This window comes from Mesorhizobium sp. M0077 (assembly GCF_040322955.1).
Classification (GTDB): domain Bacteria; phylum Pseudomonadota; class Alphaproteobacteria; order Rhizobiales; family Rhizobiaceae; genus Mesorhizobium.
Genome location: NZ_JAMYUL010000018.1, coordinates 51,098 through 72,389, shown reverse-complemented (window position 1 = coordinate 72,389; position 21,292 = coordinate 51,098). Strand labels below are relative to the sequence as shown.

Sequence of the window (21,292 nt, the reverse complement as noted above, 5' to 3'; positions counted from 1 at the left end):
GTCCCGTTTGAACGGACTAAGTCGACGCGCTTAGGTCTTTGTTTATGCATGTCGTTGTCTCAAAACCGGCGCCACTTTTGAGCGACATGCATTAATCCTGCTGCGGCCTTCCGAAGGCCGCGCGCAGTTCGTCCTTGGCGTCCTCGAGCACTTTCCGGCGCGCCTGCGGCAGGTTCTTGCCGGCGCGGTTGATGTAGAAATTCAGCATCGACATGGCCGACTGAAACGGCTCGGCCTTGCGGCGGTCGCTGTGCTCGGCCGAGCGCTTGAGCGAGGCCGCGATCTTCCTAGCGTCGTCGGCTTCGAAGATGTGGTCCTCAAGGTCCATCGCATCGCTGTGCTCGGTCACCTCGGCCGACCATTTCTTTTTCGCGGTCATGACAAACTCCTTCCTGTCGCAAAAACTCGGGCAGGCCGCCGCCGGTTCCCGAGAAAGTCGCCGGGCCGCTGGAGCCACGGATCATGGCCCTGTGGCGCTGCCCGTCGCGGTGAATGCGCCGATAGTGGCGACACAACGGTCGACTTCCCAGGACCGTAGACAGGAAACGCCTTGACCCCGATCGTCGCCAATCAGGCGGATAGCCCCGGCATCGACAGCAGCTACGCCTGGATGCGGCTTGCCATCTCCATGCTGCTGGCGACGATCGGTGCGGTCGGCATGTGGGCCGTCGTCGTCGTGCTGCCGGCCGTGCAGGCCGAGTTCGGCGTTGACCGCGCCGCGGCATCGATGCCCTACACCGCAACCATGGTCGGCTTCGCCGCCGGCAATGTGCTGGTTGGCCGCGCGGTCGATCGCATGGGGTATTGGATCCCGGCACTGCTATCCTCGGTGGCTCTCGCCGCCGGCCTGCTGCTCGCCGCGCTGTCGACCTCTATCCTGCAATTCACCCTTGCCCAGGGCGTGCTGATTGGTGTCGGCACATCGGTGATCTTCGGGCCGCTGATCGCCGACATCTCGCACTGGTTCAACCGTCGGCGCGGCGTCGCCGTCACAGCTGCGGCGGCTGGCAACTATCTCGCCGGAGCGCTCTGGCCAACCATCATGCCGACGCTGATCAAGGCGGAAGGCTGGCGCTTCACCTATGCCGGCATCGGTGTCTTCTGCCTGGCCACCATGGTGCCGCTGGTGCTGTTGTTGCGGCGCGCTGCTCCCGCGGCGGCTGCCGCCGGTTCACCCGGAAGCCGGACAGTGCAGTCGATTTCGCTGTCTCCGGCGGCGTTACAGGTGCTGCTGATCGTTGCCGGTCTCGGCTGCTGCGTGGCGATGTCGATGCCGCAGGTGCACATCGTGGCCTATTGCATGGATCTTGGCTACGGCATTGCGCATGGCGCCGACATGCTGTCGATCATGATGGCGGCGGGCGTCGTCAGCCGGCTCGCCTCCGGCTTTGTCGCGGACCGCATCGGCGGCGTGAAAACCCTGCTTATAGGTTCCGTGCTGCAATGCCTGTCGCTTTTGTTTTACATCCCGTTCGACGGGCTTGCCTCGCTCTATGTCGTGTCGCTGGTGTTCGGCCTGTCGCAAGGCGGCATCGTGCCTTGCTATGCCATCATCGTGCGCGAATACCTGCCCGCCAGGGAGGCCGGCCAGCGTATCGGCATCGTCATGATGGCGACCATCTTCGGCATGGCGATCGGTGGCTGGATGTCGGGCTGGATCTACGACCTGACCGGCTCTTACGCCGCCGCGTTCCTCAACGGGATCGCGTGGAACTTGCTGAACATAGTGGCCATCGGGCTGCTGCTGTGGAAAGCAAAACGCAGTGCTGCCCTGATGGCTTAGGAAGGCAGGATTGCCCTGTTGCTTGACAAGAGCGATTGGCTGCGCGACGCCAGCAGGCGAGTGGGTGCGGCAGCAGCCGGCATGGTGGCAGTGGAAAAGCTGAACATGGTTTCGCAAGGGCGCAGCGGCCGGGGCCTGGCACGTGGTGGATGTCCATGACCAAGCCGCGCTCGCGTCGTGGGGGCGGCCGCCCGACCCTATCAGATGTGGCGCGCAAGGCCGGCGTCGGCGCCATCACCGTGTCGCGGGCGCTGCGCGAACCGGAACGCGTCAGCCAGGATCTGCGGCGCCAGATCCAGGCCGCCGTCGACGAACTCGGTTATGTCCCGGATCCCAATGCACGGGCGCTGGCCTCGGCGCGCGCCGATGTGTTCGGCGTGCTGGTGCCGTCGCTGACCAACAACGTCTTCGCCGAAGTGGTGCGCGGCATCTATGACAGCCTGTCGGACGGCCCGTTCCGCGTCCAGCTCGGCAACACCCATTATTCCGGCCTCGAGGAGGAGCGCCTGCTGCAGGTGTTCGCACCGCAGCGCCCGGCGGCGCTGATCGTGGCCGGCATCGACCAGACGCCGACCTCGCGAAAGCTGCTGGAGAGCGCGGGCTGCCCGGTGGTGCAGGTGATGGAGACCGGGTCCGATCCGGTCGACATGCTGGTCGGCTTCTCGCATTTTGACGGCGGCCGCACCGCGACCGAGCATCTGATCGAGGCCGGCTACCGGCGGATCGGCTTCATCGGCGCACGCATGGACCCGCGCTCGCAGCGGCGGCTTGCCGGCTATCGCGCGGCAATGGAGAAGGCCGGCCTGTTCGACCCGCGGCTGGTCACCACCACGCCGCTGCTGTCCAGCGTGACGCTCGGCCGCGAGCTGCTTCGCGATGCGCTGGCCAAGATGCCGGCGCTCGACGGCGTCTTCTGCAACAATGACGACATCGCGCTCGGCGTTTTGTTCGAATGCCATAGCGCCGCGCTCAACGTGCCGAAAACAATCGGCATTGTCGGCTTCAACGACCTCGAAATGATGCAGGCGGCGTTCCCGCCGCTCACCAGTATCCGCACCCCTCGCTATGAAATCGGCCGTCGGTCTGTCGCCATGGCGCTGGCGGCCATCGCAGGACGAAGGCCTGAGCAGCGGGTCGTCGATCTTGGTTTCGAACTCAAGCCCCGCGAGAGCACCGCACGCTGAACAGGCTTTGGCCGGCCTCAGCAAATGGTGCTTTACACAACGTCATGGTAGCGCTACCATTTTCGTCGGGCAGACGTTTTGATGAGAGGCCCTGCCTGTTTATTATACATAAGCAACAGCTCATGCTTGTTTATTATGTATAATATGCTAGTTTCGTTTCTCGCCTGTGAAGCGGCGAGGGGGAGGGGATCGGGCCGGCTTCGGGCCCTTGAGACGTGGCGCCGGCCAGGCTGGAGGGCCTTCGGCAGGCGTGGAAACCACACCACGACAAACAGCATCAAATAAACAAGCAGCAGCAAACAAAACTACAACTGGGAGGAATATCGATGATCAAGTCACTTGTTGGTGGCATCGTTGCCGCCACTGCATTCGTCATGCTGAGTTCGTCGGCCATGGCCGACCCAGAAGTCGTCAAGGGACCGTCGGCTGAGCCGGATTGCTTTGCGCCCTGGGCCGCCGATACGCAGTTCTTCAAGTTCCCCAAGAAAGACGGCCCATACCGCATCGCGCTCGCCAATGGCTATATCGCCAACACTTGGCGCATCCAGATGGTGCAGACCGCCAAGGCCTATGCGGCCCAGCCGGAGGTCGCCGCGAAACTGAAGGAATTCAAGGTCGTCTCGACCGGCGAGGACGTGCCGGCTCAGATTTCGGCGATCAACAACTTCATCGATTCCGGCTATGACGCGATCGTCGTCAACGCCCAGAACCCGACCGCTTTCGGGCCGGTCATCAAGCGCGCCAAGGAAGCTGGCGTCATCCTCGTCGCCTTCGACAATATTCTCGATACCAAGGACGCCATCAACGTCAATGTCGACCAGAAGGGCCTTGGCGAATTGTGGGGCAAATGGCTGGTCGGCCATGTGCCGAATGGCGGCAAGGTGCTCGAAGTGCGCGGCGTTGCCGGGACTTCCGTCGACACCGACCGTCACAACGGAATCCATGAAGCGCTCGATGCCTCCGGCAAGAAATGGGACGTCACCGAGGTGGTCGGCAAATGGGACGACGGCGTGGCACAGAAGGCCACGGCCGACGCCATTGCCACCAACGGTCCGTTCGACGGAATCACCGGGCAAGGCGGCGACACCGGCATCGTGCAGGCGATGATCGATGCCAAGCATGCTTTCGTGCCGTTCGGCGGGGAGACCGAGAACGGTTTCCGCAAGTTCTGCGCGGCACATGCCGGCGACGGGCTGAAATGCTCATCGGCCGGCACCGGTCCGGCGCAGGTCGCGGTCGCCATCAAGACGGCGATTGCCGCGCTCGAAGGCAACGTCGTTCCGCAAGCAGTGAAACTGCCACTGGCGATCGTCGAGGATCCGAACTTCAAGGCCGGTCAGGATTTCTTCCCCGACCAGTCCGACAATTTCTTCGTCGGCAATTCCTTCCCGACCTGCGGCATCAATTTCACAGCGCAGGAAATTATGGGCCAGACCAAAGCTGACCAATAGGGGCTGACCAATAGGCGGCATATCCGGCGCCGCGGGATCTCCGCGGCGCCGGCCACTCGATATCCCTTGAAGTCAAACTGCCTCGGGAGGGCCGATGGACGGTGCGGTTCCGCTCTTCCGGATGGAAGGCATATCCAAGCGCTATGGTGGTGTGCGGGCGCTGGAAAAGGCCGAGCTTTCGGTCTCGTCCGGTAGCATCCACGCCATTCTCGGCGAAAACGGCGCCGGCAAATCGACGCTGATCAAGGTCATGGCGGGCGTCGTCGCGCCCGACGAAGGCCGCATGATGCTGAACGGCAGCGAGGTGACGTTCGCTTCGCCTGCTGCTGCAAACAAGTCCGGCATCGTCTGCATCTTCCAGGAGCTGTCGCTGGTTCCCGAACTCAGCGTTGCCGACAACATCGTCATCTCCGATCCGCCGAAGCGTTTCGGCATGATCGACCGCAAGGCGCAGCGCCGCATTGCCGAGGATGCGCTGGCACGCGCAGGTGCGGCCGATATCCATCCATTGGCGCTGGTCAAGGATCTTCCGCTTTCAAGAAGACAGATGGTCGAGATCGCCAAGGCATTGGCCAGGAAGCCGCGCATCCTGATCCTCGACGAGGCGACCTCGGCGCTGACCGCGACGGACGTCGCCAGGATTTTCAGCGTGCTCAAGCGGTTGCGCTCGGAAGGGTTGGCGCTGCTTTACATTTCGCACCGCATGAACGAGATCGCCGAGCTTGCCGACCACTGCACGGTGTTTCGCAACGGCCGCAATGTCGCCAGCTACAAGGCAGGCACAAAGAGCGACAACGAAGTCGTCGAACTGATGATCGGGCGCGAATACAGCCATATTTTCCCGCCGAAACCCGCGCGCACCGCAGCCGCCGCCGTTCCCGTGCTGGAGGCGCGCAAGCTGTCCTGGACGGACCGGCTGGACAATGTCTCGCTGACGGTCGGGGCAGGCGAGGTCGTCGGCCTTGGCGGCCTGGACGGCCAGGGCCAGCGCGAATTGCTGCTTGCCTTTTTCGGTGTGCTGCGCGGCCTCGGCGGCCAGATCCTTATCGACGGCAAGCCTGTTTCGATCGCCAGCCCCCAAGCGGCGCGCGACGACCGCATCGGCATGGCGCTGATCCCGGAGGACCGCAAGACCGAAGGCCTGATGCTGCCGATGACGGTGCGCGAGAACCTGTCCTTTGCCGCCCTAGACCGGCTGTCCAAGGCCGGCATCATCGACCGCGCCGCCGAACAGCGGCTGATCGACGACATGGTCGGGCTGCTGGCGATCAAGACGGCCGGCCTCGACATTCCGGTCGGTGCGCTGTCGGGGGGCAACCAGCAGAAGGTGGTCATCGCCAAATGGCTGATGCGCCAGCCGCGCATCATCCTGCTCAACGATCCGACGCGCGGCATCGATGTCGGCACCAAGCAGGAACTCTATCAACTGATGCGCAAGCTGGCGGATGCGGGGGCGGCGATCCTGTTCTATTCGACCGACTATGACGAACTGATCGGCTGCTGCGACCGCGTGCTGGTGCTCTATGACGGCGCGGTCAAGCGCGAGCTGGTCGGGGCCGAGATCACCGAGCGGGCGCTCATTGCAAGCGCGCTCAACATCCACGGCGATGACGGCGGCGCGAGAGACGATGCCGGCGCAAGACAGGGAGCGGACGCGTGAAAGAGTGGCGCTACTGGCTGGCCGAGCAGCGCGGAACACTGATGGCACTCGGCATATTCATTGTCATGTTCGTCATCTACACCTCGAACCATCCGGCGGGCTTCACCGCCAATGTCGTGCAGACGGCGTCCAACAAGGGCGTGCTGCTCGCCTTCGTCGCCATGGCGCAGACACTGGTCGTGATCACCGCCGGCATCGACCTCTCCGTCGGCATGATCTTCACGCTGACCAATTGCCTCGCCTCCTGGCTGGTCATCGGCACCGGCCTCGAGACCGCTTTCGGCGTCATCGCCGTGCTCGGCACCGGGCTCCTTTGCGGAGCGATCAACGGCGCCATCGTCATCTACGGCCGCCTGCAGCCGATCGTCGCCACGATCGCCACGGGTGCGGTCTATTTCGGCATCGCGCTGCTGCTGAGGCCGTTTCCCGGCGGTTCGGTCAACGAAGGTCTCGCCGACGCGCTGACCGGGCGCCTGTTCGGCGTAGTGCCGGCCAGTCTTATCGCGCTCCTCGCCGTCGTGCTAATCGTCTGGGTGCCGTTCAGCCGCTCGGTGCTCGGGCGCGCGGCTTATGCGGCCGGCTCGTCGGAGACGGCGGCCTACATGTCCGGTGTGCCGATAAGGCGCGGCAAGTTCGCTGCCTACGCGCTCGCAGGCCTGTTGGCCGCGATCGGCGGACTGTTCCTGACCTTCTTCACCTATACCGGCGATGCAGCCTATGCCAGCGGCAACGCCTATACGCTGTTTTCAATCGCCGCGGTGGTGCTGGGCGGCGTCTCGCTGTTCGGCGGCAAAGGCAGCGCCATCGGCGCCATCTTCGGCGCGCTGGCCTTCCGCACCATCGGCGACCTGTTGTTCGTGTTCGATTTCGACCCGCTATGGCAGCCACTGTTCCAGGGCGTTATCCTGCTGGTTGCGGTCAGCCTCGGCGCCTTCGCACTATTTCGGGTCCGCAACCGGCTGGAGTGGTTCCTGTGAGCGAAACGACATTGGGCGGCATCGCCGGCCGCATGCCGAAATTCATCCGCCGCGCCGATCCGGCGGTGCTGACGGCCTTCGCCTGCATCGTGCTGTTGCTGTTCCTAGGCAGCCTCTATTCCAGGAGCTTTCTGTCGCCTGAATATCTCTTGCAGCAGCTCAAGGTGGCCTCGTTCCTCGGCGTCATCGCCACAGGCATGATGCTGGTCATCCTGCTAGGCCAGATCGACCTGTCGGTGCCGTGGGCGGTGGCGGCGGGCGCGATGATGGCGTGTGCGGCTGCGGCCTATGGCCCGATCGGTGTGGCGCTGGCCATCCCGTTCGGCATCTTTTGCGGGGTGCTGATCGGCATCGTCAACGGCTTTGGCGTCGCTTATCTGCGCATACCCTCGATGATCATCACGCTCGCCACCAACGCTGTCGCGCAAGGGCTCATGGTCGTTTATACCGGCGGCTACTCGCCACAGGATTCGGCCACCGGCGCCATGCGCTATCTTGCGACAGGTTTTACCATTCCTGGCGTGCCTAACGCCGTCATCATCTGGGCGCTGATTGGTGCCGCGATGGTGTTCGTGCTGTCCCGCACCAGCTTCGGCCGCACCGTCTACGGCATCGGCAACCGCGAGCGTGCCGCCTATCTCTCCGGCATCGATACAAGGCGCGTGGTGATGATCGCCTTCGCTATCTCAGGCGGGCTGTCCGCCTTTGGCGGAGTGCTTCTCGCCGGCTATGCCTCCAAGGCGGCGCAATCGATGGGCGATGCCTATCTCCTGCCGTCGATCGCCGCGGTGGTTCTGGGCGGCACCTCCATCCTGGGTGGCCGCGGCTCCTATCTCGGCACCGTCGCCGGTGTCATCCTGATCACCCTCCTGCAGTCCATCCTTTCGGTCATGCAGATGCCGGAGGCGGGGCGGCAGATCGTCTATGGCCTGGTCATCGTCGCCATGCTCCTGCTCTACGGCCGCGCGCCGGCAAGCCGCTGACCGTGGACGAAGAGACGGCACAGCCGCCAATGGGCGCTACCGGCTCAGTGCCTCGGGCCATTGTGGTGATGGGCGTCGCCGGCTGCGGAAAGTCGGCTGTCGGCAAGGCATTGGCAGCAGAGGAAGGGGCCGTCTTTGTCGAAGGCGACAGGCTGCACCCGCCCGAAAACGTCGCCCGCATGGCGAGCGGTGAGCCGCTCACCGATCAACTGCGTGAGGGCTGGCTCGATGCCATCGGCGAGCGGATCGCCGACCTGACCGGCGGCGGCCAAATCGTGGTTGCCGCCTGCTCGGCGCTGAAGCGCAGCTACCGCGATCGTCTGCGCAGCTTCCGCCGGGATATCGTTTTCATCTATCTGGAGATCGATCCCGCTACCGCCAAGCAGCGTGTCGCCAGCCGCAAGGGGCATTTCATGCCGGCAAGCCTGGTCGAAAGCCAGTTCGCCATCCTTGAACCGCCTGGCGCCGACGAGCGGGCGCTGACGGCCGACGCCACACTTCCAGTGGCTGAGATCGTCACCGCCGTTGCCAGCCTGCTGGCCGGCGCAAAATCATGAACCACCCTCGTCGGGCAAGGCGGTTTCCGGCCGTTCGGTGAACCGGTCGGCGCCGGACCAGACCATCATTTGCTCGGGACAGAGTTTCAGCGCCTCCAGCAAGCGGTCGCGCTTGAGCAATATGTACTCGGCCTGCAGCGCCATGTTCTTGGCGCCGGCTCTGGCCGCGCGCTCGCCGGCCTCTGCCGGGGCCGGCACCAGTTCGGGACTTAGGACGGCGCGGTATTGGCGGAACGGATCGGTCTCGAAGGTCGACATGGAAAACAGCGCCGCCTTGCCTCTGGCAGCGAAATTCGTCGGCGCCGAGGCGAGGTGAGTCCAGCCGCTCTCGCCAAGGCCGACTTCGGTGAATGTCGAGCCGGCATGCACGGTGTTGGTCACCAATACGACGCCGTTGTTGCCAAGGATCTTCTGGATCCGGCCGGTGACCTGGTAGGCGTCGCTACGGTCGAACACGATCCGGCTTTTCAGGAAACGGTTCTCGACCCGAACCATCGGCGGGTTCAGGAAGCGCAAGCCGAAGGTCGAATCGGATATGCCGTGAGCCCTGACGCTGAGCTGGTGTGTCTCGATACCGGCCTCATGGAGAGCGCGTTTGCCGATGATGGTCTGTGCCGTGAACTGATCGCACCAGATGATAGCGCCGTGGCCGCGCTTCAGCGCCGCTTGCAGGCCTTCCAGGCCCTCCAGCCGGATATCAGGTGACCAGCGGCGGCCGATGAGATGCGCGGCAAGCAGCAAACGCCGGCGGTGGTTGGCGCAGAGCAAGGCCCTGAACTGCCTTTGCGCATCGATGCCATTGCCGAGCACGGCGCGCGTCGCGGCGGCGTAGCGCACGAAATCCTTGCGGATATGGCGCTTGAGGCGCAGCCCCGATACGCGGCTGCAGATCGCGGCCCACCAATTGACCGGCAGCAATGCCGCGACCCCGAGATAGAAGGCGGCCAGCAGCAGCTCGCGGAAATCCCTGTTGTTGAAGGTGCGCAACTTGCCGGCGCGGACCTGCTTGCGGCTGAAGAAGCGGACATGCTCGGCGCGTTCGGGCACCAGGATGTCGGCGATGATTTCCGTATGATAAATGACGGCGGAAGATGGTGTCCGGTCGGCTTTCCGGGATTTTCCCAACCACGGCAGCCTCATCCGATCGGTGTCCACCTGTTCTTGCGTGCGTCCGGAAATCGCTTTACTGCGTCTGCCACGGGCGCGCAATCGGCGCCGGCAAGGCCATGGTGAACGCCATTCAGGGTTCGAACTTGAAACAGGCCCTATCGGTAGCACTTCCCCAACTGGCGCCCTGGCGGCCGGCTGCGGTGGCGCTGATGGCGCCGGACCGGCCGTCCCTGAGCTTTGCCGGCCTCGCCAATCTTGTCGACAAGCTCTGCGGCGATCTCGCCAGGCGTGGCGTTGCCCGCGGCACGGCCGTCGGCATCGTCTTGCCCAACGGCCCGGAAATGGCGGCCTGTTTCCTGGCGGTCTCGGCGTTGGCGACGGCGGCGCCGCTCAATCCGGCTTACGGCGAAGACGAATTCCGCTTCTATCTCGGCGATCTCGATGTGAAGCTGCTGCTGTGCGGACAAGGCATGGGCGATGCCGCGCGCAACGCCGCAAAGGGGCTCGGCATTGCGGTGCTCGACGTCGTCGTGACTGACGGCGCCAAGGCCGGCGAGTTTCTGCTGGCGGGCGACGCCGAGGTGGAGGCTGCCAGCGAGGCTCGCCTCGACGATATGCAGTTCAACGGACCCGACGATTTCGCGCTTGTCCTGCACACATCGGGAACCACGGCGCGACCGAAGATCGTCGGCTTGCGGCAGCGCAATCTGCAGGCATCGATGGCCAACATCGCCAGCACCCTGGCGCTGTCGGCAAACGATATGTGTCTCAACGTGATGCCGCTGTTCCACATTCACGGGCTGATGGCGGCGCTCAGCGCACAGCTGGCAGTCGGCGGCGCTGTTGTCTGCACGCCGGGCTTCAACCCGCTCAAATTCTACGGCTGGCTGGGCGATTTCCGGCCGAGCTGGTACAGCGCGGTGCCGACCATGCATCAGGCGATCCTGGCGCGCGCCGCCCGCAATGGCGAAACCATCGCGGCTGCGCGGCTGCGCTTCATCCGCTCGTCTTCGGCAGCGCTTCCCGACACCGTGTTCCGCGACCTCGAGCGCGTCTTCGGCTGTCCGGTGGTCGAGGCCTATGGCATGACCGAGGCGGCGCACCAGATGACATCCAACGGCCTGCCGCCGGCACGCCGCAAGCCAGGCTCGGTCGGCCTGCCTGCGGGTCCGCAGGTGACGATCCTGGACGACAAGGGGACGATCCTGCCGGCGGGTGAAAAGGGCGAGATCGCGGTGCGCGGCGCCAACATCCATGATGGCTATCTCGACAATCCGGTGGCCAATGAAGCTGCCTTCAGCGATGGCTGGTTCCGCACCGGCGACCAGGGCCTCATCGACGAGGATGGCGATCTGAAGATCACCGGGCGGCTGAAGGAGATCATCAATCGCGGCGGCGAAAAGATCTCGCCGCTCGAGGTCGACAATGTGCTGCTCGATCATCCGCTGGTGGCGCAGGCGGTGACCTTCGCCGTGCCGCACGCCATGCTCGGCGAAGAGGTGGGTGCGGCCATCGTGCTGGCCGAGGGCGCCACCGCCGATGCCGAGCAGATTCGTGATTTCGCGCGCAGCCGGATCGTCGAGTTCAAGGTGCCGCGCCACATCCTGTTTCTCCAGGAGATACCCAAGGGTCCCACCGGCAAAATCCAGCGCGTCGGCCTGGCCGGCAAGCTCGGCCTGGTCTGAGGACTCTCATTTCAGCATGATCTTGTCCGAAAACCGGTTCGCACTTTTCGGGACCATGCTCTAATTTAGATCTGCGATGTCAGCTCGACCGGAAAATCATCATTGTCGGCGTCGCGCATGGCGGCGAGGCTGCGATTGTCCAGCACTTCGGCGATCGCCTGGCGCACTTCCAGCATCATGTGCCGGACTTGGCAGGTCGCCTCGTCGCAATCCTCGCAGCGCTGGTATTGCGTGCGGCTGGCGCAGGGTATGGGAGCGAGCGGGCCGTCCAGCACGCGCACGACGTGGCCGATCTTGATTTCGGAAGCCGGCCGGGCGAGGCGATAACCGCCTTCCTTGCCCTTGCGACTGAGGACGAAACCGGCATTGCGCAGCTCGCCCAGAATGGCATCCAGGAATTTCTTCGGGATGTTGTTGGCGATCGCGATGTCGTTGACGAATGCAAGCTGGCCGACCGGCAGGCCGGAAAGATGCACGAGGGCCTTGAGGCCGTATTTGCCTTTTTTGGTAAGCATGCCCGCTTCAGTTCATGAAAACCCCAACCACCCGCATCTGGCGGTTGTTTGTGTGCAAATCATGACGTTTCGCCTGAACAACCCGGTTTCGCGTAGAACAAGCCGCCCGGTTGAGACGTTAGGCACAAAGGCGTTGATTCTTTGTAACGTTTTTCACCGCGACAGATTCCGCATGAAAGCCGTTTGTCGGCGCGCGAAAACGAAAAAGCCGGCAAAGCGCCGGCTTTCTTGTGAGGTGAGGTCGAACGCTGCTGATATCAGCGGCTGCCATAGGTCTGGTCGAGCAGACCGCCGGCGGCGAAGTGCTCCTTCTGTACCTTGTCCCAGCCGCCGAAGACGTCTTCCACCGTCAGCAGGCGGACATCGGGGAAGTCGGCCTTGTATTTTGCCGCGACTTCAGCGTTGCGGGCGCGCAGGCCATTTTCAGCCGCGATGGTCTGGCCCTCGGGCGTGTAGAGGAAGTCGAGATAGGTCTTGGCGAGGTCACGGCTGCCGTGCTCGTCGGCGACCTTGTCGACGATCGCCACCGGGAATTCGGCGAGCAAGCTGACCGTTGGCGTGACCTGTTCGAACTTGTCGTTGCCATACTCCTTGCGAATGCCGCGCGTTTCCGACTCGAAGGTGATCAGCACGTCGCCGATCTCGCGCTGCACGAAGGTGGTGGTGGCGGCGCGCCCGCCGGTGTCGAAGATCGGCACGTTGTTGAACAGCTTGGTGACGAACTCCTTCACCTTGGCGTCGTCGCCCTTGAAGGCTTCCTTGGCGTAGGCGGTTGCGGCCAGATAGGTGTAGCGCGCATTGCCCGAGGTCTTGGGGTTGGGGAAGATCACCTGCACGTCGTCGCGCACGAGGTCGTTCCAGTCCTTGATGTGCTTGGGGTTGCCCGCGCGGACGAGAAAGGATGGGAGCGAATAGAAGGGCGAGGCGTTGTCGGGGAAATCCTTCTGCCAGTCGGCGGCGACGAGGCCTTTCTTGACCAGAAAGTCGATGTCGGTGACCTGGTTAAAGGTGACGACATCGGCGCCGAGGCCTTCGGCAATGGCGCGCGCCTGCGCCGAGGTGCCGGCGTGCGACTGGTCGACGGTGACGCCCGGATGGCCGGCGACGAAAGCCTTGTTCACCTGGGCGAACAATTCGCGGCCGACATCATAGGAAGCGTTGAGCAATTTGTCGGCCGACCAGGCCGGCGAAGAGGCGAGGATCAGGCCGGCGGCGGCTACGCTGAGGAAAAATCGCTTCATGAAAAGGAGCTCCTTGAGAAGGCCGTTTGTCTATGCATCGATATAATGCGCCAGCATAATAGGACCATGTCCAGCGCGGCCAGACATGCGCGCCGGGTTCGCCATTCGACGATGAGAAAAAGCGTTGCCGAAACAGCCGATTGGTAGGATTTCCTTCCAACGCCATGCAAAATGATTGCATCTTGTCGTTGGGGCATATACATTTGGCATATACAAGAATGCATTGTGATGCCGCAACACCGCCATTCAACGCCGCCGAGAGAGGCGAAGCTCTTCCGCAACAACCGCAGCCAGGCGGTGCGCATTCCCGTCGAGTTCGAGCTTCCCGGCGAAAAAGTCCTGATCAGCCGCGACGGCGATCGCCTGGTTATCGAGCCATTCCGTAAACCAGGCCTCACCGCCTTGCTCACCCAATGGGCGAAAGAGCCGCCGCTTGGTCCTGAAGACGACTTTCCCGAGATCCATGATGCGCCCGTGGGGCCTGAGGATATCTTTTGATGCGGTTCATGCTGGACACCAACATTCTCAGCGACATGATCCGAAACCCTGCCGGCAAGGCTGCCAGTGCGGCGGTTCGCGCGGGAGACGGTGCCCTGTGCACCAGCATCGTTGTCGCCTCGGAGCTGCGCTATGGCTGCGCCCGCAAGGGATCGGCCAAGCTGCTCGCCAAGGTGGAGGAATTGCTCGCCGAGTTACCTGTGCTGCCGCTCGACGTGCCGGTGGATGCCGAATACGGCGCACTTCGTGCCGAACTGGAAGCAAGGGGCCAGGTCATCGGCCACAATGACCTTTTCATTGCTGCCCACGCCTGCGCGCTGGGGACGACGCTGGTTATGGCCAACACCGGTGAGTTCAGCCGGATCAAGGGCCTGAAGGTCGAGAACTGGCTGGAGTAGCGCCGGATCGATGTCTATGCCGCCGGGAAAAGCTTCCAGCGCCGCGGCCTGAACGCCACCCGGCTCTTCTGCGCCGCAGGATGGTCCACAGGCAGTTCGATCTCGACCCGCTGGCGCTCGCCGCCGATTTCCAGTTCGACGCGTCTTGTGCCGGCGACGCGGCGGCTGGCGGCGACCGTGCCGGCGATGCAGCCGCTGCAGCCGTCGAGCAGTTCGATATCGTGCGGGCGGAAGTACAGCGTCGCATCGCCCTCGGGTGCGTGCGGCGCCGACACGCCGATCGGACGGTCGGCGAGCCAGATCTCGCCATTCTCAACCTTGACCGGCAGCATGCTCGATTCGCCGATGAAGGAGTAGACGAAGGGCGAGTTCGGCGTGTCGTAGATCTCGTCGGCGGAGCCGACCTGCTCGATGCGGCCCTGGCTCATCACCACGACGCGGTCGGCAAGCTCGAGCGCCTCTTCCTGGTCGTGGGTGACAAAGACGGTGGTGTGGCCGGTGCGGTCATGGATTTCGCGCAGCCAGCGGCGGAGTTCCCGGCGCACCTGCGCGTCGAGGGCGCCGAACGGCTCGTCGAGCAACAGCACCTTGGGCTCGATGGCCATGGCGCGCGCCAGCGCCACACGCTGGCGCTGGCCACCCGAAAGTTGCGCCGGATAGCGCTTTTCCAGGCCGGAAAGCTGGACGAGGTCGAGCAGTTCGGAGGCGCGGCGGCGGATCTCCTGTGCCGGCGGCCGCGACGGTCCATGCCGCACCTTGAGGCCGAAGCCGATATTGTCGGCAACCGTCATGTGCCGGAAGAGCGCATAGTGCTGGAAGACGAAGCCGACATTGCGCTCCTGGATCGAGCGGTGCGAGGCGTCCTCGTCGCCGAAGAAGATCTTTCCGCGCGTCGGCCGCTCCAGGCCGGCGATAAGCCGGAGCAGCGTCGTCTTGCCGGAGCCGGATGGCCCAAGCAGCGCGATCAGCTCACCCGACTTGATGTCAAGCGATACGTCATGGAGGGCCGGAAACCGGTCAAACTCCTTGCGTACGTTGGCAACGCGAACTTCCATGTAGATCCCTCAGTAATTTGGTGCATGTCGTTGTCCCAAAACCGGTTCCCAGTCTTGGGCGACATGCATTTAGTCAGTGCCCGCGCGTCGCGGCGATCTCGGCGCCGTAGCGCATCTCGAGAAGTGTTTTCAAGACGAGCGTGACCAGCGCCAGGCCGGCAAGCAGCGAAGCGACGGCAAAAGCACCGACGGCGTTGTACTCGTTGTAGAGGATTTCGACATGCAACGGCATGGTGTTGGTCAGCCCGCGTATGTGGCCCGACACGACCGAGACCGCGCCGAATTCGCCCATCGAGCGGGCGTTGCACAGAAGCACGCCGTAGAGCAATCCCCATTTGACGTTGGGCAGCGTCACGTACCAGAAGGTCTGCCAGCCGTTGGCGCCCAGAGAGAGCGCGGCTTCCTCGTCGCCGTTGCCCTGTTCCTGCATCAGCGGGATCAGTTCGCGGGCAACGAAGGGGAAGGTGACGAAGATGGTCGCGAGCACGATGCCGGGCACGGCGAACAAGATCTGGATGCCGTGCGCCTTCAGCCATTCACCGAACAGTCCCTGAGCGCCAAACAAAAGCACATAGACCAGGCCGGAAATGACCGGCGAGACCGAGAAGGGCAGGTCGATCAGCGTGGTTAGAAAAGCCTTGCCCTTGAACTCGAACTTGGCGATCGCCCAGGCAGCCGAAATGCCGAAGACGACGTTGAGCGGAACGGCGATCACCGCCACCAGCAGCGTCAGCCGGATCGCCGAGCGCGTATCGGGATTGGAGAGCGATTCCGTGTAGGCGCCAATGCCTTTCGCCAGCGCCTCGTGGAAGACGATGATCAGCGGCAGCAGCAGGAAGATGGCGAGGAAGGCGAAGGCCACCGCCATCAGCAGCAGCCGCACCGGCCGGCTTTCGGTCACCGCCGCCGACCGGCTCTCGTGATGCGGTTCGTAGGATTTGATCTCGGGGTCAGCCATAGCGCTTGCGACTCCATGACTGCGCCAGGTTGATGACCAGCAGCATCACGAACGACAGCAAAAGCATGATCGCTGCGATCGCGGTGGCCGCCGGATAATTGTACTCCTCGAGCCGGATGACGATCAGAAGCGGTGCGATCTCCGACTTGTAGGGAAGGTTGCCGGCGATGAAGATGACCGAGCCGTATTCGCCGACGCCGCGCGCGAAGGCGAGCGAGAAGCCGGTGATGATGGCCGGCGCCAGGCCGGGAAACAGGATGCGGGTGATGATCTGGAAGCGGTTGGCGCCGAGCGTCGCGGCGGCCTCCTCCACTTCCTTGTCGATCTCCTCCATGATCGGCTGCACCGTGCGCACGACAAACGGCAGGCCGATGAAGACAAGCGCCACGACAATGCCGAGCGGCGTGTAGGCGACCTTGATGCCGAGCGGCGCCAGGAGATGGCCGATCCAGCCATTGGGCGCATAAAGAGTGGTCAGCGCAATGCCTGCGACCGCGGTCGGCAGCGCGAAGGGCAGGTCGACCATCGCGTCGACGACGCGGCGGCCGGGGAAGCGGTAGCGCACCAGCACCCAGGCGACGAGCGTGCCGAAGACGACGTTGACGGCGGCTGCGATGAAGGCTGTGCCGAAGCTGATTTCGAGTGCGTTGATGGTCCGGCGGTCGGTGGCGATCGCCCAAAAATCGGTCCAGCCGAGGGCTGCCGAGCGCCAGATCAGGCCCGACAGGGGGATGAGGATGATGAGCGTGAGGTAGGCAAGCGAGAAGCCGAGCGTCAATCCGAAACCCGGAATGACACTCGGCTGTCTGAATCGCCACCCCGCCTTGGCGGGTGCTATGGTCATGTCGTCCTGATCTAAATCCTACTGGGCCGGCTTGTAGATCTGGTCGAATATACCACCATCGCCGAAATGATAAGGCTGTGCCTTCTTCCAGCCGCCAAAAAGCGGATCGTCGATGGAGATCAGCTTGATTTCGGGCGTCTTCGGAATGTCAGCCGCATCCACCAGCTCGGGCTTGGCCGGACGATAGTGGTTCTTGGCGATGATCGTCTGGGCTTCCTTGGAATAGAGCCAGCCGAGATAGGCTTCGGCGACCTTGCGGGTGCCCTTGGCATCGACATTGGCGTCGACGATCGCCACCGGCGGCTCGGCCAGGATCGAGGTCGGGGGATAGACGATCTCGAAATTGTCGGCTCCGAATTCATTGAGCGCCAGATAGGCGTCGTTTTCCCAGCCGATCAGCACGTCGCCGATGCCCTTTTGCGCGAAGGTGACCGTCGAGCCGCGCGCACCGGTGTCGAGCACCGGAGCATTGGCGTAGAGCTTGCCGACGAATTCCTTGTTCTTGGCTTCGTCGCCGCCATCATTGGCGTTGGCATAGGCCCAGGCGGCAAGGTAGTTCCAGCGCGCACCGCCGGAGGTCTTGGGGTTCGGCGTGATCACCTGGACGCCGTCCTTGACCAGATCGCTCCAGTCGTGGATGCCCTTGGGGTTGCCCTTGCGGACCAGGAAGATGATGGTCGAGGTGTACGGCGCCGAATTGTTCTCGAATTTCTTGCGCCAGTCCGGATTGATCTTCTTCGATTTGGTGACGATGGCGTTGATGTCGCCCTCAAGCGCCAGCGTGACCACATCGGCATCGAGGCCGTCGATCACGGCGCGGGCCTGGGCGCCCGATCCGCCATGCGATTGCTGGATCGTGACCGTCTCGCCGGTCTCGGCCTTCCAGTGTGCGACGAAGGCTTCGTCATAGGCCTTGTAGAGTTCGCGTGTCGGGTCGTAGGACACGTTCAGAATGGTCGTATCGGCAAACGCGAAACCGAGCGTGCCGAACTGGATCGATGTGGCGACCAGTGCGCCGAGCAGTTTCTTGAAATGAGGTTTGGTCATTCCCGCCTCCGTTGATGACGGCTGAACTCTATCGAATTGATAGAAATTAGATGCATTCAACGTTGCCTTTTTTGTCCGCTCGAAGGAAATTTTCGCCGATATTGGGTTTCGGAAGGAAATATTTTCCTCATATTGGTCTAACCCAAATCCGGCCGGTTTGACGCTATCTAGGAGCTGACACCGCAGAAGCAAGGCCGAGCGAGGGAAGGCTCGGTGTAGCACCGGGCGGTTCAGCCCGCAGTGATGGGAAAATCGAAGCGCAGCTTTGGAAACGGCTCATCCCGAAGCGTGTAGTGCCACCACTCTCGCGCATAATTCTTGAAGCCGCCGGCGCGCATGGCGTCGAGCAGCCTTTTGCGGTTTGCCGCCGCTTCTGCCGCCAATGGGCGATGTGCGGTTTCGCTTGCCGGGTCGAAACAGTCGAAGCTGGTGCCGAAATCGAGCGTGCCGGCGCCGGCCGTGCCGCAAGCGGCGCATGATTTGTTCTTGCCGTCGCTGCGGGCGATGGCGACATCGACGGTCGAGCCGCGCGAATGGGTGGACAATTCGCCGATATAGCCCGTGGCGATGAGGTCGCCGCGCTGCACCTGAGGGTACCATTGCGGATCGGGCGGGCCGCCCTCTCTGGTCCATTTGCCCATGTCGGCAACGGCGCGGGCCGGGCGGTAGCAGTCGAAGACGACCAGCGTCAGGCCATCGGCGGCGAGCGCTTTCTGCACACCGGACAGCGCTTGCGCAGCTTGCTTCGTGAGGATGCAGATGGGGGCGTCGTAGCCATCGGCCTTGCGATGCAGGAAATTTTCCAGGCCGGCATAGCGGATGTCCTGGCGGATCGAGGGATCGACATCGGCCAGGCGGACGAAGCCGGCGGGCAGGGGATCGGCGTCGGCGGGGGAGCAAGTCGAAACGAACATGGATAGGGCTAAGGCCAATCCTCGATGCAAGCGCTTCGGCACACCCCCCTCTGGCCTGCCGGCCATCTCCCCCGCAAGGGGGGAGATCAGATGTCGCTGCGGCTTTCGCCAATTTTCAACGTTGCTGAATGAGCGCGGCGCCGAAGCTGCCAATCTCCCTCCTTGCGGGGGAGATGGCCGGCAGGCCAGAGGGGGGTGCCTCGCGCCGGGTCTCGGGCGAAGAAGCCCAATCCCCTGAATCGCTTGGCGCCATCTATTCAACGAACACCTTCACGCTTGCCGCGCGTCCCACGGCGTCGATGACGGTGAGCGTCGAATAGCCGGCGCCGTCGGGCAGCCAGGTCGCAGTGCGGCGGCGGTCGATGCCGACGAGCGGCTTGCCATTGGCCAGCCAGCGGAACGGCGCGCGGCCGCCTTGCAGTTTCAGCACCAGCGGCGAGGCCTCGGCGGAATTGGTGGCGAGATCGACGCGGGCGCCGTTGGGCGGGAAAATGATCGTTGGCGCCGGTTCCGTCGGGCCTGCCTGCACCAGTCCGTCGGCGCCGGCGCCGAAGCGCGCCAATGTCACCGGCAGGTCTTCGCGCCTGGCCTTGACGACGCCGGCCGGCTGGCTGGGCAACGGGACGGCGGTGAGGCCTGAACGGACGAAGCCCTCGAACAGGATGGGGGCGGCCGAGACATAGCCGGACAGGCCGGGCACCGCACCGGCATCGGCGCGGCCGACCCACACACCCAGCACGTAGCGGCCGTCGAAGCCGACCGACCAGGCATCGCGATAGCCGTAGGACGTGCCGGTCTTGTAGGCGATGCCGCGCTGCAAGGCGCCCTCAGGCGGCTTTACGCCCGACAATATGTCGGTGATCTGCCAGTTCGCCTGGGCGTCGAGGATGGTGGCGGTGGCGCGCTCGTCGTTGGCCGGCTCGGTGCCGTCATGCAGCGTGTTTGCCTTGCCGCCATTGGCCAGGCCGGTATAGAGCTGGACGAGATCGCGCAGCGTTACGCCGACGCCTCCGAGGCCGATGGCGAGGCCCGGCGCCTCGTTGACCGGTAGCACCGGGCTGACGCCGGCCTGGCGGAAGCGCGCCATCAGCCGTGCCGGGCCGACCGAGTCGAGCACGCGGATCGCCGGAACGTTGAGCGACAGCTGCAGCGCCTGGCGGATCGAGACATCCCCCTGATAGCCCATGTCGAAATTCTTTGGCCGGTAGCCGCCGAAATCGACCGGACTGTCCTCGATCAGCATTTCCTGCGCCACCAGCCCCTGCTCGAAGGCGAGGCCATAGATGAACGGCTTCAGCGTCGAACCGGGCGAACGCACGATCCTGGTCATGTCGATCCAGCCGGAGCGGCTGGCATCGAAGAAATCGGCCGAGCCGACTTCGCCAAGAATGTCGCCGGTGCGTGCGTCCGCCATCACCATGGCGACCGACAGGCGCGGGCCAAGCTTGATCGCGGCATCGCGCGCCACCTGTTCCAGCCCTTGCTGGACGCTTTTGCGGATCGTAAGCTGCAGTGGCTTGCCGGGCACGGCCTTGGGCAGCATGGCGTAGGCGGCGTGCGGCGCCAGCGCCGGCAATTTGCGGCGCAGGCCCGAGACATCGTCGAGGGCGGCGCGCGCGGCCTCGCGCTCGCCAAGCAGGCCTGCCGAAACCATGCGGGTCAGCACGCGGTCGCGGGCGGCATGAGCGATGGTGAGATTGCGGTCGGGCCGGCGCTTTTCCGGCAATTGCGGCAAGGCGACGAGCAGTGCTGCTTCCGAGACCGTCAGCCGCTTCGGCTCTTTGCCGAAATAGGCGAGCGAGGCGGCGCGCACACCTTCAAGATTGCCGCCATAGGGCGCCAAGGTCAGGTAGCGTTCGAGGATCTCCTGCTTGGACAGCCGCCGCTCGATCTGGATGGCACGCAGCATCTGCTTGATCTTCGAGCCGAGGCTGCGGTTTTCGCGTGGCTCGATCAGCCGGGCAAGCTGCATCGACAGGGTCGAGCCGCCGGAGACGATATGGCCGCTGGTGGCGAACTGGCCGGCGGCGCGCGCCAGCGCCAGCACATCGACGCCATCATGGTCCCAGAAGCGCTTGTCTTCATAGGTGACCAGCATGTCGACGAACTGCTTGTCGACCTGGTCGAGATGAGTGTCGAGCCGCCAGTAACCGTCCGGCGTGGCGAAGGCGCGCAACAGCTGGCCGTCGCGGTCCTGGACCTCGGTGCAGACGGTGAGCCTTCCGGGCAGCGGCGGCGGAAAAGCGCGGTCGAGTTCCCAGAGAGAAGCGGCAGCGATCGCCGCAAAGCCGACGAGGGAGGCGGCGGCGATGCCTGTTCGACGGAGAAATTTTCTGGAGAGCATGGTGGTGCCCTTCATCCGCCTGCCGGCTCCTTCTCTCCGCATAGCGGGGAGAAGGAGATGGTCGCGGACATCGGCGTGTTCATCTTCG

The 21,292-nt window shown here is 63.9% G+C and carries 20 protein-coding genes; 10 read left to right on the top strand and 10 right to left on the bottom strand.

What is annotated here, in order from left to right; translation table 11 throughout:
• Nucleotides 1-91 precede the first annotated feature (91 nt).
• Complete coding sequence (locus NKJ57_RS26890; RefSeq protein WP_023673065.1) at nucleotides 92-379, bottom strand: DUF3175 domain-containing protein; 288 nt, start codon at nucleotides 377-379, stop codon at nucleotides 92-94.
• A 231-nt stretch (nucleotides 380-610) separates the two neighbouring features.
• Between NKJ57_RS26890 and NKJ57_RS26885 the strand changes: the two genes are divergently transcribed.
• From NKJ57_RS26885 to NKJ57_RS26855, 7 genes are all read left to right on the top strand, one after another.
• Nucleotides 611-1,783: an MFS transporter gene (locus NKJ57_RS26885; protein ID WP_352513524.1), complete on the top strand. Its 1,173-nt coding sequence runs from the start codon at nucleotides 611-613 to the stop codon at nucleotides 1,781-1,783.
• A 155-nt stretch (nucleotides 1,784-1,938) separates the two neighbouring features.
• Nucleotides 1,939-2,967 carry an HTH-type transcriptional regulator GntR gene (gene gntR, locus NKJ57_RS26880; RefSeq protein ID WP_023746968.1) on the top strand — a complete coding sequence of 343 codons (1,029 nt, stop codon included), beginning with the start codon at nucleotides 1,939-1,941 and terminating at the stop codon, nucleotides 2,965-2,967.
• 326 nt (nucleotides 2,968-3,293) lie between these two features.
• Entirely contained in the window at nucleotides 3,294-4,418 is a 1,125-nt protein-coding gene (locus NKJ57_RS26875; RefSeq protein WP_023682221.1) for a sugar ABC transporter substrate-binding protein, read from the top strand.
• Nucleotides 4,419-4,512: 94 nt separating this feature from the next.
• Nucleotides 4,513-6,078 carry a sugar ABC transporter ATP-binding protein gene (locus NKJ57_RS26870; RefSeq protein WP_023753570.1) on the top strand — a complete coding sequence of 522 codons (1,566 nt, stop codon included), beginning with the start codon at nucleotides 4,513-4,515 and terminating at the stop codon, nucleotides 6,076-6,078.
• Nucleotides 6,075-7,055 carry an ABC transporter permease gene (locus NKJ57_RS26865; RefSeq protein WP_352513505.1) on the top strand — a complete coding sequence of 327 codons (981 nt, stop codon included), beginning with the start codon at nucleotides 6,075-6,077 and terminating at the stop codon, nucleotides 7,053-7,055. The genes NKJ57_RS26870 and NKJ57_RS26865 overlap by 4 nt, the downstream gene beginning before the upstream one ends.
• Entirely contained in the window at nucleotides 7,052-8,038 is a 987-nt protein-coding gene (locus tag NKJ57_RS26860; protein WP_023673071.1) for an ABC transporter permease, read from the top strand. Before NKJ57_RS26865 ends, NKJ57_RS26860 begins: the two co-directional genes overlap by 4 nt.
• Nucleotides 8,039-8,040: 2 nt before the next feature.
• Nucleotides 8,041-8,595, top strand: a complete 555-nt coding sequence (locus NKJ57_RS26855; RefSeq protein ID WP_352513506.1) for a gluconokinase — start codon at nucleotides 8,041-8,043, stop codon at nucleotides 8,593-8,595.
• Here NKJ57_RS26855 and NKJ57_RS26850 read toward each other — a convergent pair.
• Entirely contained in the window at nucleotides 8,590-9,735 is a 1,146-nt protein-coding gene (locus tag NKJ57_RS26850) for a hypothetical protein (RefSeq protein WP_352513507.1), read from the bottom strand. The genes NKJ57_RS26855 and NKJ57_RS26850 overlap by 6 nt on opposite strands.
• 113 nt (nucleotides 9,736-9,848) lie before the next feature.
• On the opposite strand from NKJ57_RS26850, the gene NKJ57_RS26845 reads away from it, so the two are divergent.
• Nucleotides 9,849-11,390: an acyl--CoA ligase gene (locus NKJ57_RS26845; RefSeq protein ID WP_050587033.1), complete on the top strand. Its 1,542-nt coding sequence runs from the start codon at nucleotides 9,849-9,851 to the stop codon at nucleotides 11,388-11,390.
• A gap of 65 nt (nucleotides 11,391-11,455) precedes the next feature.
• Here the strand turns inward: NKJ57_RS26845 and NKJ57_RS26840 are convergent, their stop codons facing one another.
• A complete protein-coding gene (locus NKJ57_RS26840; protein WP_023673075.1) occupies nucleotides 11,456-11,905 on the bottom strand; it encodes an RrF2 family transcriptional regulator in 450 nt (149 codons plus the stop codon).
• A gap of 257 nt (nucleotides 11,906-12,162) precedes the next feature.
• On the bottom strand, nucleotides 12,163-13,146 hold the full coding sequence (locus NKJ57_RS26835; RefSeq protein WP_027050666.1) for a sulfate ABC transporter substrate-binding protein: 984 nt from the start codon (nucleotides 13,144-13,146) through the stop codon (nucleotides 12,163-12,165).
• A 228-nt stretch (nucleotides 13,147-13,374) separates the two neighbouring features.
• Here NKJ57_RS26835 and NKJ57_RS26830 point away from each other — a divergent pair, with 228 nt between their 5' ends.
• Both NKJ57_RS26830 and NKJ57_RS26825 read left to right on the top strand, forming a co-directional pair.
• The gene (locus tag NKJ57_RS26830; protein ID WP_352513508.1) at nucleotides 13,375-13,644 is read left to right on the top strand and encodes an antitoxin; all 270 of its coding nucleotides are present in this window, start codon (nucleotides 13,375-13,377) and stop codon (nucleotides 13,642-13,644) included.
• A complete protein-coding gene (locus tag NKJ57_RS26825; protein WP_352463503.1) occupies nucleotides 13,644-14,042 on the top strand; it encodes a type II toxin-antitoxin system VapC family toxin in 399 nt (132 codons plus the stop codon). Before NKJ57_RS26830 ends, NKJ57_RS26825 begins: the two co-directional genes overlap by 1 nt.
• 14 nt (nucleotides 14,043-14,056) lie before the next feature.
• Here NKJ57_RS26825 and NKJ57_RS26820 read toward each other — a convergent pair whose 3' ends face one another.
• From NKJ57_RS26820 to pbpC, 6 genes are all read right to left on the bottom strand, one after another.
• Nucleotides 14,057-15,097, bottom strand: a complete 1,041-nt coding sequence (locus tag NKJ57_RS26820; protein ID WP_023807318.1) for a sulfate/molybdate ABC transporter ATP-binding protein — start codon at nucleotides 15,095-15,097, stop codon at nucleotides 14,057-14,059.
• Nucleotides 15,098-15,170: 73 nt separating this feature from the next.
• Nucleotides 15,171-16,055 carry a sulfate ABC transporter permease subunit CysW gene (gene cysW / locus NKJ57_RS26815; protein ID WP_023690809.1) on the bottom strand — a complete coding sequence of 295 codons (885 nt, stop codon included), beginning with the start codon at nucleotides 16,053-16,055 and terminating at the stop codon, nucleotides 15,171-15,173.
• A complete protein-coding gene (gene cysT, locus NKJ57_RS26810; RefSeq protein ID WP_023687973.1) occupies nucleotides 16,048-16,899 on the bottom strand; it encodes a sulfate ABC transporter permease subunit CysT in 852 nt (283 codons plus the stop codon). Before cysT ends, cysW begins: the two co-directional genes overlap by 8 nt.
• 18 nt (nucleotides 16,900-16,917) lie before the next feature.
• Nucleotides 16,918-17,946 carry a sulfate ABC transporter substrate-binding protein gene (locus NKJ57_RS26805; RefSeq protein ID WP_023673082.1) on the bottom strand — a complete coding sequence of 343 codons (1,029 nt, stop codon included), beginning with the start codon at nucleotides 17,944-17,946 and terminating at the stop codon, nucleotides 16,918-16,920.
• 230 nt (nucleotides 17,947-18,176) lie between these two features.
• Nucleotides 18,177-18,860, bottom strand: coding sequence for a M15 family metallopeptidase (locus NKJ57_RS26800; RefSeq protein WP_352513509.1), 684 nt, complete (start codon nucleotides 18,858-18,860; stop codon nucleotides 18,177-18,179).
• A gap of 253 nt (nucleotides 18,861-19,113) precedes the next feature.
• Complete coding sequence (gene pbpC / locus NKJ57_RS26795; protein WP_031203746.1) at nucleotides 19,114-21,219, bottom strand: penicillin-binding protein 1C; 2,106 nt, start codon at nucleotides 21,217-21,219, stop codon at nucleotides 19,114-19,116.
• Between the last annotated feature and the right edge of the window lie 73 nt (nucleotides 21,220-21,292).